The organism is Pyxidicoccus xibeiensis (assembly GCF_024198175.1).
Lineage (GTDB): Bacteria > Myxococcota > Myxococcia > Myxococcales > Myxococcaceae > Myxococcus > Myxococcus xibeiensis.
In genome coordinates this window covers 109,278-123,638 of record NZ_JAJVKV010000008.1, presented here as the reverse complement: position 1 = coordinate 123,638, position 14,361 = coordinate 109,278, and the positions used below count along the sequence as shown (strand labels likewise).

Sequence of the window (14,361 nt, the reverse complement as noted above, 5' to 3'; positions counted from 1 at the left end):
ACCTATACGAGCAGCGCCCTCGGGTGTAAAGCGCCGGCTGTCGCCCCCTGGCATTCAAGCCCGGGCCCGCCGCACCCCTTGGAGTTCCAATGTCTCGCCCTCGCATCCTCATCGACGGTGACACCCTGAAGCTGGAGGAGATCCTCCAGGTGGCTCGGAACGAGGCCACCGTGGAGCTGGCCCCCGAGGCGGCCACCCGCGTCCGCGCCTCGCGCGCCCTGGTGGACCGGGTCGCCGCCGGGGACACGCCCTCCTATGGCATCAACACGGGCTTCGGCACGCTGGCCGAGGTCCGTATCGACAAGAAGGACCTGAGAGACCTCCAGCGCAACCTCATCCTCTCCCACGCCTGTGGCGTCGGGACGCCCCTCCCCCTCCCGGAGGCCCGGGCGCTGCTGCTGCTGCGGTGCAACGTGCTGGCCAAGGGCTTCTCCGGCATCCGGCCGGAGACGCTGGGGCTGGCGCTGGACATGCTGAACCGGGACGTGGTGCCGGTGGTGCCCGAGCGGGGCAGCGTGGGCGCGTCCGGAGACCTCGCGCCGCTGGCGCACCTGGCGCTGGTCTTCATCGGCGAGGGTGAGGCGTTCCATCAGGGCCAGCGGCTGCCGGCGCGTCAGGCGCTGGAGCGGGCGGGGCTGCAGCCGGTGGTGCTGGAGGCCAAGGAGGGCCTCGCGCTGGTGAACGGCACGCAGGCGATGTGCGCGGTGGGCACACTGCTGCAGCTGCGCGCGGAGATGCTGGCGGACTTGGCGGACGTGGCGGGCTCCATGACGCTGGAGGGCCTGCTGGGCAGCCACAAGCCCTTCATCCCGGAGATTCACGACGTGCGCGCCCACCCGGGCCAGAAGGCCTGTGCGGCGCACCTGCGGCGGATTCTCGAGGGCAGCGAGCTGGTGGAGACGCACGTCAACTGCAGCAAGGTGCAGGACCCCTACTCGCTGCGCTGCATGCCGCAGGTGCACGGCGCGGCGCGCGAGGGCCTGGCCTTTGCCCGGCGGATTTTGGAAGTCGAGGTGAACAGCGCGACGGACAACCCGCTGGTCTTCACGGAGACGGAGCGGATTGTGTCGGGTGGCAACTTCCACGGGCAGCCCATTTCGCTGGCGATGGACGTGGTGGCGATGGCGATGACGCAGCTGTCGTCCATCAGCGAGCGCCGGGTGGAGCAGCTGGTGAACCCATCGCTGTCGGGGCTGCCGGCGTTCCTGGCGAAGAACTCGGGACTGAACTCGGGGTTCATGATTGCGCAGGTGACGAGCGCGGCGCTGGTGGCCGAGTCGCGCGTGCTGAGCCACCCGGCATCGGTGGACTCGATTCCGTCGTCGGCGGGCCGTGAGGACCACGTGTCCATGGGCATGACGGCGGCGCTCAAGGGCCGGCAGGTGAGTGAGTTCACCCGCTCGTGTCTGGCCATTGAGGTGCTGTGCGCGGCGCAGGCGCTGGACTTCCGCCTGCCGGTGAAGCCCGGCAAGGGCGCGCTGGCAGCCTACGAGCTGGTGCGCTCGAAGGTCCCCCACATGGACAGGGACCGCGAGCTGCACAAGGACATCGAGGCAGTGAGCCAGCTCATCGACTCGGGCGCGCTGCTCGCGGTGGTGCGCTCCGCCACGGCGTAACGAGGTCTCGACAGAGTATGGGTTCAAGTCCCGTACTCCTCGCCAATAAGAAGGGCCTGGAATCCGAGAGGTTCCAGGCCCTTCGTCATTTCAGCGCCAGGCCTTCTCCAAAGGCAAGAGGAGCCTCGCTCATCAGCAGGACTCCTCCCGTGGACTTTCATGATTGAGCTGCGCCATGGAAGGGATGCAAGGGGTCAAGTTCGACCTCAATCTTGGCATTGATCTCGTGTGGTAAAAGTCCGCTTCTATTCCAGACGCCGGTAAATCCACACCATTGGTGGTTGGGGAACCATGTCACGGCACAGCTCGCCTGCGTTCACCGTAAAGATTGGTGCGTACGGCTCCGATGTTCTGAGCGTCTCAGGGCTCTCCGGAACGGAACGCATGAGCCGGCCGTTCGACTTCCGCGTGGACTTCTTCACCAGGGATGGTGAGCCGCTGGCGGTAGCCGGCCTGATGGGCAAGGACGCGTTGGTGACGGTGGCGGTACGCGATGGCCTCTCGCGGTTCGTACATGGCCAGGTGCGTACGATTGAGTCGCTGGGGCTGAAGACCGGCCGCCAGCGGTACCGGGCGCATGTAGTGCCCAAGCTGTGGCGACTGACGCAGGTGCACCGAAGCCGCATCTTCCAGGGCAAGAGCGTGCCGGACATTCTCAAGGCGGTGCTGGGAGAAATGGGCGTCGAGGTAAGGTTGGCGCTCAGCGGCAGCTATGCGACGCGCGAGTACTGCGTGCAGTACCGCGAGAGCGACTTCGCCTTCCTGAGCCGGCTGATGGAGTGGGAGGGCATCTTCTACTTCTTCGAACACACGGAAGTGGGCCACACGCTCGTGCTGGGCGACAAGTCCAGCGCGCACGCGCCGCTGCCGCAGGGAGGGACGCTGCCCCTGAGGCCGAGCCTGGGCAAGGAGGTTGTCGAAACCGAGTACGTGTCGGCACTGGAGGTGGTGCACCGGCTGAGGCCGGGGGCAGTGCATCTGAAGGACTACGACTTCGAGAAGCCCACGCTGGACGTGTCGGGCAAGACCAAGGCGGCAGAGGGCGTTGCTGCGCTGGAGCAGTATGACTACCCGGCCGGCTACGTGGCGCCCGGGGTGGGCAAGGCCGCGGCCACCGTGCGGCAGGAGGAGGCGGGCGTGGGCGGGCGCACGCTGGTGGGAGCAGCGGTGGCGCCCCGGATGACGCCCGGGTACCTGCTGGAGGTGGAATCGCCGGAGGACGGCACCTTCGCGGGCGAGTACCTCATCACCGAGGTGGTTCACTCGGGCGTGCAGCCGGACGTGACGAGCGGAAGCGAGGCCCTGCAGGGGCTCTACCGCAACCAGTTCCAGTTGCTGCCCAAGGCGGTGCTCACCGAGAACGACAAGGACCAGCAGTTGGGCGGCTACGAGGACCTGCTGGTGAAGAAGAATCGCAGCCGCACCGTGGAGGGCAATCAGCAGCTCACCGTTCTGCTCGATGACGCGGGCGTGGTGGAAGGCAACCAGACCCTGCTGGTGCAGAAGGACCGGCACACCTCCACGGGCGGGGACCACGACGAGGCAGTGCGCGGCAACCAGGCCATGACGGTGGGCCTGGCGCTCAACGTCATGGTGGTCCAGGGCGCGATGGAGAGCGTGGGCGCGGCGAAGGCCACCACCATCGGGGGCGGCTACAGCGTCAATGTGGGGCTGGCGTACAACGAGGCCACGGGCGGGATGCGCTCCATGCAGGTGGGCGGCGCGCACTGGGCCGCGGTGGCGGGCTCGCGCCAGGAGTCGATTGCCGCGAGTGCGCGCATCAAGGTGGGCGGCAACTCCTGGACCGAGGCGGACGCTTCGGTCTCGCTCGTTGTCGGCAAGGACTTCAAGGTGGAGTCGGGCGCGAAGTCCTACGAGAAGGCCGATGGCGAGGCCGTGATGATGGCGAAGTCCTTCGACGTGAAGGCCGACAAGTTCGTCATCGCCGTCGGCGGCAAGGTCGCCTTGCAGGTCGAGAAGTCCGGCAAGGTCCAGTTCTTTGGAAAGAACATCACGCTGAAGGAAGGCTGAAGGGGGGCCGGCCAATGCCAAGAATCAAAGGCAGCGCGGTCCAGCTCGTTCAGGGGGGCGGAGAGATTCCTTTCGCCAGGCAGGTGCCGGAAACCCCCTGTCCCGAAGGCGAGCACGCCGAGCGCATCTACTTCCCCGAGATGCCTCCCGGAGAAGAGAGCCCGGCCAAGCGTCTGGCCAAGCTGAAGGAGGCCGGCAATGACCCGTTCGAGGCCGCCGCGGTGGAGCACAACATCAAGGCCGGCCATATCACCCACGGACGGCAGATCTCCCGTGGGGCCACGAAGGCTGAGAAGAAAGCCGGGAAGAAGGGCGACTTCCAGAACATCAAGGCGGTGTGCGTGAAGTGTGGCAAGTTCCGGGAGCTGGACCACGCCGCCAGCAAGGACGATGTCACGGAGTGCAAGAACCAGGAGGAGCCGTTCGGAGGCTCGGATCAGTTCAAGAACAACCGGACGCTGGCGGAGCGAGGCAAGCGCGTCTCGTACAAGGTGCCCGCGTCCCAAAAGAGGGACAAGCGGATGGACACCCTGCGGAATGCAGGCATCGAGGTGATCTTCGTCTGACCTTGTCAGGTCCTGGCTGGAGTTATGAGCACACCCAAGTGGTTCCGGTTGTCCGATGTGTCCGCTCCCCTTCAGGAGGTGTACAGGGAGACGGAGAAGCTGCGGGCCGCCCACAGGTTCGAGCCCACGCAAATTGCCCGCCTCGACTGGGACGAGGACTCAGGCACCCTGGATTTCCAGGAGGACAGCGTACGGGACCTCCAGAAGGGGGAGGAGCCCCTGGCCGTCGCGGAGCCGTGGGAGGGCTTCGCGGTGTCGTACTTCGTCAGGAGCATCCAGGTCTCCCTCTACCTCCATTTCTGGCGGCTGGAGGCCGGCACGGGACTGGGAGTCGGGATTGATGACCAGGTTCCGTATGTGGAGCCGCCCGGGATGGCCGAGGGCGAGTGGCTGGAGCGATTCCTGTGTGACTACGTGGCGGCCTGCGGCTCGAGCGGATGTGACAACCAGTGGGCGCGCCGCTTCTCGCTCGACCCGTTTGACATGACGTCCATGGTGGAGGCGTGGCGGGAGAAGGGCCTGCCCCCGGAGCCGCACCGCGGCTTCACGATGTTCTCGGAGGACATCGTGAGCGCGAGCGAGATGCGCACCTGGGACCTGAACCGCAGCGAGGGAGACCGGGAGTGGTTCCGGTACTTCCGGGTGCCGGGCTACCACGTGTTCTCCACCCTGAGCCAGCGGAGCTGGTGGGAGAAGTGACAGGGGGCTCAGCGGCCCTTGAGGCGCGCGGCGGCCCAGCGCGCCGCCGTCTCGCACAGCAGCCCCTGGGAGTGTCTCCAGAATGCACCGGCTGGTCGAGCTGCTGCACCGCGCTCTCACGTCCGCTAGAGCGCCGAACAGGTTAGGTCACGCCGCGTGCTGGTAGCGCGCGGCGGCCTTGAGGTTTTGGACGACCGCGAGTCGCCTAAGGAATCAGACGGCCGGACACGCCGCTGATTGGTCCTCAAGCAGCGGCGGGAGAGGCTGCTCACCGAGAGATTAGGAAGATGCGTCACCTCATCCTCTGCGAGGGGGCGAAAGTCGATTACGTGAACATGGAGTACCCCCTCCCCCATCAACGCCATCCAACTCCCGACCAGGTGGAGGAGGCGCTGCGGGCAGGAGACGTGTCGACGCCAGTGGCATAGGAGAACCCGTGTGGCTTCGACATCGTCCGTAGCCATGCCGTAACCACAGAGCACCTTTCGAGGTGCGCCCGCGGTACCTGCTGCGACTGGAGGAACTGCCGCACGCACTCGGCTGTCGACTGCTGGTGCCTAGTGTAGCCCCGAAGCTGACAACAGGGGCGTCACCCAGGTGGTGTTCTACGACGGCGCCACCGTCATTGGCACCGACACCACCACTCCCTACAGCGTGAGCTGGGGGGCGTGCCCAAGGGGACGCACGCTCACGGCCAGGGCCTCATGACGCGGCGGGCAACGTCACCACCTCCGCGCCCATCTCCGTCAAGGTGAACTGCCCCCGCCGAAACGGACGCCGGCTCCTTCGATGTTTGGGCTCCAGGTTCCACGCCACCTGGGGCCTCGTCTACTTCAACGCCGCATCAGAGGGTCACGGTCGGCGCATAGGAGGAATAAGGGTCGTCTTGCGACGTGAGGCGGGGGTGGGCAATGGCGCTGAAGGGCAGGAGGTTTCTGCTTGGCGGTAGTGCCGGTGCCCCACTCAATGTTGTCCCTCACCGCCTTGGAGAGCGCCGTTCCCTGTGGCCGACTCCGCCGGTACTGCCCCTCCAGCGTGGTTTGACGCGGCACACCGGGGAACAGCATGGGACGGGGCGGGATGGCGAACCCGGGGAGAATCAAGGCGATAGTGGGTAACAGCGCGTTCTGCTTGAGGCTTCCTATCGCCCTGTCCACGGGCTCAAGTCCCGTGCGCCTCGCTAGAAGAAGCCCAGCAATCTCAACGGGTTGCTGGGCTTTTCCCCCGTTCCCTCATGTGCCCTCGGTGTGCCCCTTCGGCGCCGTTGGCCGGAGCGGCGTCCGGCCCCGCCCGCCCTTGGGCAGCCCTGTCACCCCCTGCCAGCCGGTAGCCGCAGTTCCACGGAGACTCGCCCGTCGAGTCGGAGACGCGAAGCGTCCCCCCCTGGCGGAGGCAGAGCCGAAGGAACAAGGTGAGCACCTGGTTCCACCGCCCCCGTCGGAAATGACAGGAACAGGCTGCAGCGGCTCCCATGCGTCTCCGATCGCCCCTTCTCCTCCCCCTGCTGCTCGCACTGGCCGCGGCGCTGCGCCCTCACGACGCCGCGGCCACGTCCCTCCGCCACTACGCCTATACCCACCTCCCGGTGAACGACGGCGCGCCCGCCGACATCTGGACGCTGGAGCAGGCACCCACGGGCTACCTCTGGCTCGGCACCGGCATGGGCCTCTATCGCTTCGATGGCATCCGGTTCGACCGCTATCCGCTGCGCGAGGGACAGCGGGTGCCCCCCTCCAACATCAACGCGCTGAAGGTGCTGCCCGACGGCGACATCTGGCTGGGCTTCTTCGCCGGAGGCGCGGCGCGGCTGCGTGATGGCCGCGCCACCCTCTTCGGCCCGCGCGAGGGGATGCCGCCCGGCCGTGTGCTGAGGTTCGCCAGCACCCCGGATGGTGCGCTCTGGGCCGCCGCCGCTGGCGGGCTGGCCCGGTATGAGGCAGGGCAATGGCAGGTCGTGGGCCAGGACTGGGGCTACGACGATGGCGCCGCGGATTATGTCTACGTCGATCGCCGCGGCGTGCTCTGGGTCTGCACGCCACGCCGTCTGGTCTTCCTCCGTCCCGGGGAGCGGCGGTTCCAGGACACGGGAGAGAGCATCTCGCGGGATGCCGTGCTCGCGGAGGCTCCCGACGGCCGGCTCTGGCTGAGCGAGGAGCTCCAGGGGACGCGCCCGCTGCCGGACCATGCCGGGTCCACCGCCCCCGCGTCTCCCGTGGCTCCGCCAGCGCCGGGCGTGAGAGCGCCTGTCTACGCGCGGGCGAAGCAGCTGCTGTTCGCCCGCGACGGCAGCCTCTGGCTCACCGTCTGGGGAGCTGGCGTCTGGCGGCTGCCATCCCCAGGCAACATTCCGGCCGGTCGCGGCCTGAGCCCCTCGGATCCGCTGGAGAAGTTCGATCAGCCCGATGGACTGGCCTCCCCGGTGGTGGTGCCGGTCATCGAGGACACCGAGGGCACCGTGTGGGTGGGTACGAACGCTGGGCTGGCGGGCTTCCAGAAGAAGCGCTTGCAGGACATCCCCGAGCTGTCGTCCTCGTCTTACGGAGGCTTCATGCTCGCGGTGCGCAACACCCAGGTGTTGGTGGGCAATCGGCAGACCGCGCTGCTGGTGGACCCCCCCGCCCCACCTCGTGCCTACGAGGGTCCATTGCCGACCCTCACGGCCACCTACGCCGCCGATGGCGCGGTGTATTGGTTCAACAGAGGGCAGGTGTTCCGGCGCGCGGGCGACATGCTGCGGCAGTTCTCACGTCCCGCCGGTACCGTGCTGGCAGTCGTCCCGAACGGCGCGGACGGCGTGTGGCTGTCCATCGTCGGCCAGGGGGTCTTCGCCGCCACCCCCGAGGGCATCCAGCGCGAGCGGCGGTTCGGCGACAGCCCCGCGCCCTACGCCATGGCGCGCGGTCCGGGCAACGAGGTCTGGCTGGCGTTCGAGGACGAAGTGGTCCGGTGGTCCGGTGACCACCCGACCCGCTACGGCCCAGGCGATGGGCTGGCGATTGGCCGTGCCACCACCATCCACGCGACGGACAGGAACCTGCTGGTCGCCGGCGAGAGCGGAGTCGCCCGCTTCGACGGCCGGCGCTTCTCGACGATTCTGGAGAGCCGGGACCCCGCCTTCGGTCTCATCAGCGGCATCATCGACTCGCTCGATGGGGACCTGTGGATGAACGGCGGGCGGGGCGTGGTCCAGGTGAAGGCTGGCGACATCGAGAGGATGTTCTCCCAGCCCGGCGGTGAGCTGAACTACCGCCTGCTCGACTGGCGCGACGGGCTGCCCGGCATCGCCATGCAGGCGGGGCTGGTGCCCACGGCGGTGAGGGACCAGCGCGGCCGGCTGTGGTTCACCACCAACCGCGGTGTCGCGTGGCTGGACCCGGCCACGCTGCTCAGGAACGAGCGCCCACCCCGGACCGAAATCCAGAGCGTGCGGGCCGGGGACCGGACCTATCTCGCCGGAGACGGCCTGCGGCTGCCGGAGGGCACCCAGAGCGTGACGCTGCGCTACACCGCCGTCACGCTGGCGGCGGCGGACCGGGCCCGCTTCCGCTACCGGCTGGAGGGCGTGGACGGCGAGTGGCACGACGGCGGGTCGCGGCGCGAGGCGACCTACGCCAACCTCACCCACGGCCGCTATCGATTCCGCGTCGTCTCCTCCAACGCGGATGGCGTGTGGGATGACACTGGCGCCACGCTGGACTTCACCATCCAGCCCACCCTTGTCCAGACAAAGGCCTTCGCCGCGGCTTGCGTGGCCGCGCTGCTGGCCATTGCCTGGAGCGCGTACCGGATGCGCGCCCGCGCCATCGAGAAACAGGTCCAGCTGCGGCTGGAGGAGCGCCACCGCGAGCGGGAGCGGATTGCCCGGGAGCTGCACGACACGCTGCTCCAGGGCGTCCAGGGCATGGTGCTTCAGTTCGACAGCGTCGCCAGGCGCATCGTCGACCCCGAGCTCAACCAGACGATGGAGCGCGCGCTCGTGAAGGCCGAGGACCTGATTACCACCGCGCGCGACCGGGTCTCCGAGCTGCGCACGACGGACGGGCCGCTCGGCGCGTCACTCGCGGTCGCGGCGCGGGAGCTGACCGGGGAGAAGCTCCTCGTCAACGTCTCCGTCACCGGCGACGAACGGCCGCTGCGCGCCGCCGTCCGCGACGAGCTGCTCATGATTGCCCGGGAGGCGGTGGCCAACGCGGTACGCCACGCCAAGGCCCGGACCCTCGCCGTGTCCCTCACTTATGGCGCGCGGCGCTTGAGCCTGTGCATCAAGGATGACGGCGTGGGCGTGGACCCCAGCCATGCCAGCCATGACGGCAAGCCGGGCCGCTACGGCATCAGGGGCATGTTCGAGCGCGCCAGGCGGCTGGGAGGCACGCTGCGCATCCGCGGTGCGCCGGAGGGCGGTACGGAGGTGGACGTGTCGCTCCCCGTGGCGGCCGCCTACGCGGAAGCTCCGTCCGGCCGCGCATCCGGGCGGCTGCGCCGGTGGATGAAGCGGTTCAAGACGGCCAGGTCTGAATGACCCTGGCCGCATGAAGCCGTTGGGTGCGGGCTCCCTCCTTCGGGGGAGGTGCGTGGGAGCGCAGGGATGCTGTGCTCCGGAAAGTCACTTTCCACCCTGGAGCGCACGATGACCGCAGCCCGCACGAAGCCCGATACGATTGTCCTGATTCATGGCCTCTGGATGACGCCCCGCAGCTGGGAGCACTGGAGCGAACGCTTCAAGAGCCGCGGCTTCAAGGTGCTCGCGCCCGCGTATCCGGGCCTGGAGGTGGAGGTCGAGGCGCTGCGGAATGACCCGTCGCCCATCGAGAAGCTCACCATCGAGCACGTGGCCCACCACTACGAGGCCTTCATCCGCGGAATGGAGAGCCCTCCCATCCTCATGGGCCACTCCTTCGGCGGAGCGCTGGTGCAGATGATGCTCGACCGCGGGTTGGGCGCGGCGGGCGTGGCCATCGACTCGGTGCCGACGAAGGGCGTGCTGCGCCTGCCGTTCACCACCATCCGGGCGACCTTGCCGGTGCTCAGCAACCCGGCCAACCGGAACCGCGCGGTGCCCTTCACGCACGAGCAGTTCCACTACGCCTTCACCAACACGCTCACCGAGGAGAAGTCCCGGGCCGCGTACGACCGCTACCACATCCCCGCGCCGGGCCGCTTCGTGTTCGACGGGGCGCTCGCCAACTTCAACCCCCACGCGCCGACCAAGGTGGACTTCGACAAGGAGGACCGCGCGCCGCTGCTCTTCATCGCCGGGGCCGCGGACAACATCATGCCCGCGGCGGTGAACAAGTCGAACGCGCGGCACTACAACACCGGCATCGTCGCGTACAAGGAGTACGCCGGCCGCTGCCACTTCACCGTCGGACAGGACGGCTGGGAAGAGGTGGCCGACTACGCGCTGGCCTGGGCGCTCAATCCCACGGCCTGACGCGCGTCACGTCACGCACGCCGCCGGTGGAGGTCCCTGGCGGCGTGCGGGGACACACGGGGGCCGGACCCGAGCCCGCTGCCACGCCCGTCCCCGTCCGTCAGCACCTCAGCCCAGGAGCTGATCGCCGAGCAGGTAGCCGACGGTCATGGCCACCACCAGCAGCGCACCCTGCAGCTTCGGCGGGGCGGGCAAGGGAATGTCGAGCAGGCGGCAGCCGGCACCGATGGCCAACGCCAGGAGGGGACCGATCATGAGCTGCATCATGTGCGCGTCTCCTGGGTATCACCGCTGGGCCCGCCGCAGTGGTGGCGATGCCGCGCGGGGCGCGCCGCGAGGAAATGGTCGGCCAGCAGATAGCCGCTCGTCATGGCGACGACGAGTGAAGCGCCGACCAGCACGGGCGGCGCGGGTACCGGAATGCCCAGCCAGCGGCAACCCAGGCCGATGGCGAGACCGAGCAGCAGGCCCACACAGAATTTCCAGCTCAAGGGACGTTCTCCAGTGCGACGACGTGAGAGCTTGATGGCGTGGCACCGACGAAGTGGCGCACGGACGGCGGCTGTGCGCCGCGATGCAGGGCGCGAATCCTGTCCTGCAAGCGCTGCTCCTCGTGGGTGACACGCTCATGCTGGCGGAGGTGCTCCAGCCAGGAATCGACAACGAAATATTCGAGAAAGCGGCCTGGCCGCGCCGCGTCCTCCATCCCCCCCCACTCCACCGCGCCGTCGCGTCGGCGGGCGCCTCCAAGCAGGTGGATGTGCCGCAGGAACTCCTCGCGCTCCGGCGGCTCGATGAGGTACTCCACCGTCACGAGCACCGGCCCCCGGGCTGGGTCGAGCTTCGCGGCGACGGCCGGCTGCGGCCAATGCGCGGACGGGGTGTTGTCCCGCGCCATGGCCAGGCTCAGACGGAATCGCAGCGAGAAGGCCCCAGCGAGCACCGCCAGGACGGCCGCCACGGTCAGCGCGATCGCGGTGCCTGCTTGCTGCGCGAGCGTGCCCCAGAGCAGGCTGCCCCCCGCCATGCCCGCCGAGAAGACCATGATGTAGAGCGCCAGCGCCCGGGCGCGCACCCAGGCGGGCACCGAGACATGCGCGGCGGTCTGCAGCGATGACAGCACGGTGATCCACGACAGGCCGTTGGCCAGCATCGCCACGCAGAGGAGCCGCGGGTCGCGGAGGCCCGCCAGGGCCAGCATGGTGAGGGCGTAGAGCAGGGTCGCGGCGGGCACCAGTCCGTCGGCACCGAACCGCTGGCGGAGCTTCGGCAAGGCAATGGCCCCCCCGATGGCACCCGCGCCGATGAACCCCAGCAGCATTCCATAGGTGCCCGCCCCGGCGGAGAGCTGCTGCCGGACCACGATGGGCAGCAGCGCGGGGAACGCACTGGCGAAGACGAAGAAGCAGGCCGACTTGAGCAGCACCGACCGGAACTCGCCGGCTTGCACCGCATAGCGCAGCCCCGCGCGCAGCGCGCCGCCGAAGGACTCGGCGGGCAGGGCCGAGACGGATTTCTCCGGCCTCCACCGCCACAGGACGAACAGCACGCCCAGGAAGGACAGCGCGTTCAGGGAGAACGCCCAGGCCGCGCCGAACCGCGCCACGACCAGCCCGCCCAGGGCGGGGCCGAGGGAGCGCGCGACATTCACACCGATGGAGCTCAATGCCACGGCCGGCGCCAGCATCGGGCGCGGGACCAGGTCGGCGGTGGTCGCGGCCTGAGCGGGCATGGCCATCGCCGCGCCCGTCCCGAGCGCGAACGTCAGCGCCAGCAGGGACCAGGCCTCGAGCCGGCCGGCATGTGCCTGCAGCGCGGCCAGCGTGGCCACGAAGAGCATCCACAGCTGCACCCAGAGCAGGTATCGTCGGCGGTCAACGATGTCCGCCAGCGTGCCGGCGACGAGCGCGAACGCCACGACCGGCAGCGTCGTCGCGGACTGCACCGCCGCGACCATGAGCGGTGAGCCCGTCCGCTCCGACATGAACCAGGAGGCGGCCACATCCTGGACCCAGGTTCCAATGTTGCTGGTCAGGACCGCCAGCCAGAGCGCACGGAAGCTGGGGTGGCGGAGCGGTGCCCATGCGCCAGCCTCCGGAGCCTCAGAAGGCATGGCACAGGCATCCCAATGCGCCCCAGAAGTCGCGCGGGCCGCCAGCCGGCGCGGCGGGGGGCCCGGCAGGGTCCCTGCCATGCCCCTGCACGGCACACGACGTTCCGGGTGCGTGCGAATGCCGCCGCGGCTGGGCGAACATGGCGCGGGCCCGCGCCTGGGTGCCCCCCGGGTAGCCACCGAACCCGTTCACCGGCGACCAGTCCGGCATGGGCCTGGGCAACTCGGGGGCGAGCGGGCCGAAGTCACCGCTGCCGTGCACCACCCTGCCCCCCACCACGGTCAACACGCTGGTGATGTCCTGGATGGCCTCTTCCGGCACGCTGAGGAAGTCCGAGGACAGCAGCGCGAAGTCCGCATACTGGCCCGCCTTCAGCAGGCCCTTCCGGTCCTGCTCATGGGAGAACCAGGCGCTCCCGTGCGTATACAGGCGCAGCGCCTCTTCCCGCTCCAGCCGGTTGTCGCGGCCATACATCGACAGTCCGCCCACGGTGCGTCCGGTGACCAGCCAGTACAACGCCACCCACGGGTTGTAGCTGGCCACGCGTGTGGCATCCGTGCCGGCGCCGACCGGCACGCCCGCCTCCAGCATCTTGCGCACCGGCGGCGTATTCCGGGTCGCCGCGCCGCCGTAGCGCTCCATGAAGTACTCGCCCTGGTACGCCATGCGATGCTGGATGGCGATCCCGCCGCCCAGGGCGCGCACCCGCTCGATGTTGCGCTCGGAGATGGTCTCCGCGTGGTCGATGAACCAGTGCAGTCCGTCGAAGGACACCTCGCGGTTCACCTTCTCGTAGACCTCGAGCACGCGGCTGATGCTCTCGTCGTAGGTGGCATGGATGCGGAACGGCCAGCGGCGCTGCGCCAGCAGGCGGACCACGTCCTCCAGCTCGCCCTCCATGCCCCGCGGCAGCTCCGGGCGCGGCTCACGAAAGTCCTCGAAGTCCGCCGCCGAGAAGACCAGCATCTCGCCAGCGCCGTTGTGGCGCAGCATGCCGTCGCCCTGGAGCGGCTTCAGCATCCGCGACCACGTGTCGAAGTCCGCGAGCTCGCCGCCCTTCTTCTGGGTGAACAGGTTGTAGGCGATGCGCACCGTCAGCTCGCCGTCGGCATGCAGCTTCTGGATGATCTCGTAGTCTTCCGGGTAGTTCTGGAAGCCTCCGCCGGCATCGATGACCGAGGTGACGCCCAGGCGGTTCAGCTCGCGCATGAAGTGGCGGGTGGAGTTGAGCTGGAACTCCGGCGGCAGCTTCGGTCCCATCGCCAGCGTCGCGTACAGGATGAGCGCATTGGGTCTTGCCAGCAGCAGGCCGGTGGGATTGCCAGCCGCGTCCCGCTCCAACCGCCCACCGGGCGGCTCCGGCGTCTCCTTGGAGTAGCCGACCGCACGCAGGGCGGCGCGGTTGAGGAGTGCCCGGTCGTACAGGTGCAGGATGAAGACCGGAATCTCCGGCGCGACTGCATTGAGCTCCTGCAGCGTCGGCAGCCGCTTCTCGGCGAACTGGTGCTCGCTGAAGCCGCCCACCACCCGCACCCACTGCGGCGCCGGTGTCCGTGCGACCTGCGCCTCGAGCATCGCCATCGCGTCGGCCAGCGTGCGCACGCCGTCCCAGCGCAGCTCCAGGTTGTAGTTCAGGCCGCCTCGGATCAAGTGGAGGTGGCTGTCATTGAGGCCGGGAATCAGGCGCCGGCCCCCGGCATCGATGATGCGGGTGCTGGCGGTGGCATGTGCCATCACCGCGGCCTCGTCGCCGACTGTCAGCAGGTTGCCGCCGGCGGCGGCCAACGCCACCGCCGACGGGTTGTCCCGGTCCAGCGTGGTGATCCGGGCGTTTCTGACGATCAAGTCGGCCATCGGTACCGCCCTTTTCTTTCCGGCGGCTCGCGCCGGAAACAATCGTTATC

At 68.8% G+C, this 14,361-nt stretch carries 11 protein-coding genes; 7 read left to right on the top strand and 4 right to left on the bottom strand.

Translation table 11 applies throughout. The annotated features are described in order from the left end of the window. Positions 1-89 precede the first annotated feature (89 nt). The 7 genes from hutH to LXT23_RS31655 all read left to right on the top strand — a co-directional run bounded on the left by hutH (position 90) and on the right by LXT23_RS31655 (position 10,343). Positions 90-1,616 (top strand): histidine ammonia-lyase, encoded by a 1,527-nt coding sequence (hutH, locus tag LXT23_RS31685; RefSeq protein WP_253984106.1) that lies wholly within the window; start codon positions 90-92, stop codon positions 1,614-1,616. A 291-nt stretch (positions 1,617-1,907) separates the two neighbouring features. Next, complete coding sequence (gene tssI, locus LXT23_RS31680) at positions 1,908-3,647, top strand: type VI secretion system tip protein TssI/VgrG (protein ID WP_253984105.1); 1,740 nt, start codon at positions 1,908-1,910, stop codon at positions 3,645-3,647. A gap of 14 nt (positions 3,648-3,661) precedes the next feature. Continuing rightward, the gene (locus LXT23_RS31675) at positions 3,662-4,213 is read left to right on the top strand and encodes a hypothetical protein (RefSeq protein ID WP_253984104.1); all 552 of its coding nucleotides are present in this window, start codon (positions 3,662-3,664) and stop codon (positions 4,211-4,213) included. Between the two features lie 24 nt (positions 4,214-4,237). Continuing rightward, positions 4,238-4,912 carry a hypothetical protein gene (locus tag LXT23_RS31670; protein ID WP_253984103.1) on the top strand — a complete coding sequence of 225 codons (675 nt, stop codon included), beginning with the start codon at positions 4,238-4,240 and terminating at the stop codon, positions 4,910-4,912. A gap of 597 nt (positions 4,913-5,509) precedes the next feature. After that, entirely contained in the window at positions 5,510-5,620 is a 111-nt protein-coding gene (locus LXT23_RS50755; protein WP_407692928.1) for a hypothetical protein, read from the top strand. Between the two features lie 763 nt (positions 5,621-6,383). Next, positions 6,384-9,431, top strand: a complete 3,048-nt coding sequence (locus tag LXT23_RS31660; RefSeq protein ID WP_253984102.1) for a sensor histidine kinase — start codon at positions 6,384-6,386, stop codon at positions 9,429-9,431. 108 nt (positions 9,432-9,539) lie between these two features. Further along, entirely contained in the window at positions 9,540-10,343 is an 804-nt protein-coding gene (locus LXT23_RS31655; protein ID WP_253984101.1) for an alpha/beta hydrolase, read from the top strand. A 108-nt stretch (positions 10,344-10,451) separates the two neighbouring features. Here the strand turns inward: LXT23_RS31655 and LXT23_RS31650 are convergent, their stop codons facing one another. The 4 genes from LXT23_RS31650 to LXT23_RS31635 are packed head-to-tail and all read right to left on the bottom strand — an operon-like array spanning position 10,452 to position 14,311. Further along, on the bottom strand, positions 10,452-10,610 hold the full coding sequence (locus LXT23_RS31650; RefSeq protein ID WP_253984100.1) for a DUF1427 family protein: 159 nt from the start codon (positions 10,608-10,610) through the stop codon (positions 10,452-10,454). Next, a complete protein-coding gene (locus LXT23_RS31645) occupies positions 10,607-10,834 on the bottom strand; it encodes a DUF1427 family protein (RefSeq protein WP_253984099.1) in 228 nt (75 codons plus the stop codon). Before LXT23_RS31645 ends, LXT23_RS31650 begins: the two co-directional genes overlap by 4 nt. Continuing rightward, entirely contained in the window at positions 10,831-12,456 is a 1,626-nt protein-coding gene (locus LXT23_RS31640; protein ID WP_253984328.1) for an MFS transporter, read from the bottom strand. Before LXT23_RS31640 ends, LXT23_RS31645 begins: the two co-directional genes overlap by 4 nt. Further along, positions 12,446-14,311, bottom strand: a complete 1,866-nt coding sequence (locus LXT23_RS31635) for an amidohydrolase (protein WP_253984098.1) — start codon at positions 14,309-14,311, stop codon at positions 12,446-12,448. Before LXT23_RS31635 ends, LXT23_RS31640 begins: the two co-directional genes overlap by 11 nt. Between the last annotated feature and the right edge of the window lie 50 nt (positions 14,312-14,361).

Excerpts from the sequence above, each read along its gene's own strand:
- hutH (WP_253984106.1), top strand. The coding sequence starts at position 90 with ATGTCTCGCCCTCGCATCCTCATCGACGGTGACACCCTGAAGCTGGAG.
- tssI (WP_253984105.1), top strand. The coding sequence starts at position 1,908 with ATGTCACGGCACAGCTCGCCTGCGTTCACCGTAAAGATTGGTGCGTAC.
- LXT23_RS31675 (WP_253984104.1), top strand. The coding sequence starts at position 3,662 with ATGCCAAGAATCAAAGGCAGCGCGGTCCAGCTCGTTCAGGGGGGCGGA.
- LXT23_RS31670 (WP_253984103.1), top strand. The coding sequence starts at position 4,238 with ATGAGCACACCCAAGTGGTTCCGGTTGTCCGATGTGTCCGCTCCCCTT.
- LXT23_RS31660 (WP_253984102.1), top strand. The coding sequence starts at position 6,384 with ATGCGTCTCCGATCGCCCCTTCTCCTCCCCCTGCTGCTCGCACTGGCC.
- LXT23_RS31655 (WP_253984101.1), top strand. The coding sequence starts at position 9,540 with ATGACCGCAGCCCGCACGAAGCCCGATACGATTGTCCTGATTCATGGC.
- LXT23_RS31650 (WP_253984100.1), bottom strand. The coding sequence starts at position 10,610 with ATGATGCAGCTCATGATCGGTCCCCTCCTGGCGTTGGCCATCGGTGCC.
- LXT23_RS31640 (WP_253984328.1), bottom strand. The coding sequence starts at position 12,456 with ATGCCTTCTGAGGCTCCGGAGGCTGGCGCATGGGCACCGCTCCGCCAC.
- LXT23_RS31635 (WP_253984098.1), bottom strand. The coding sequence starts at position 14,311 with ATGGCCGACTTGATCGTCAGAAACGCCCGGATCACCACGCTGGACCGG.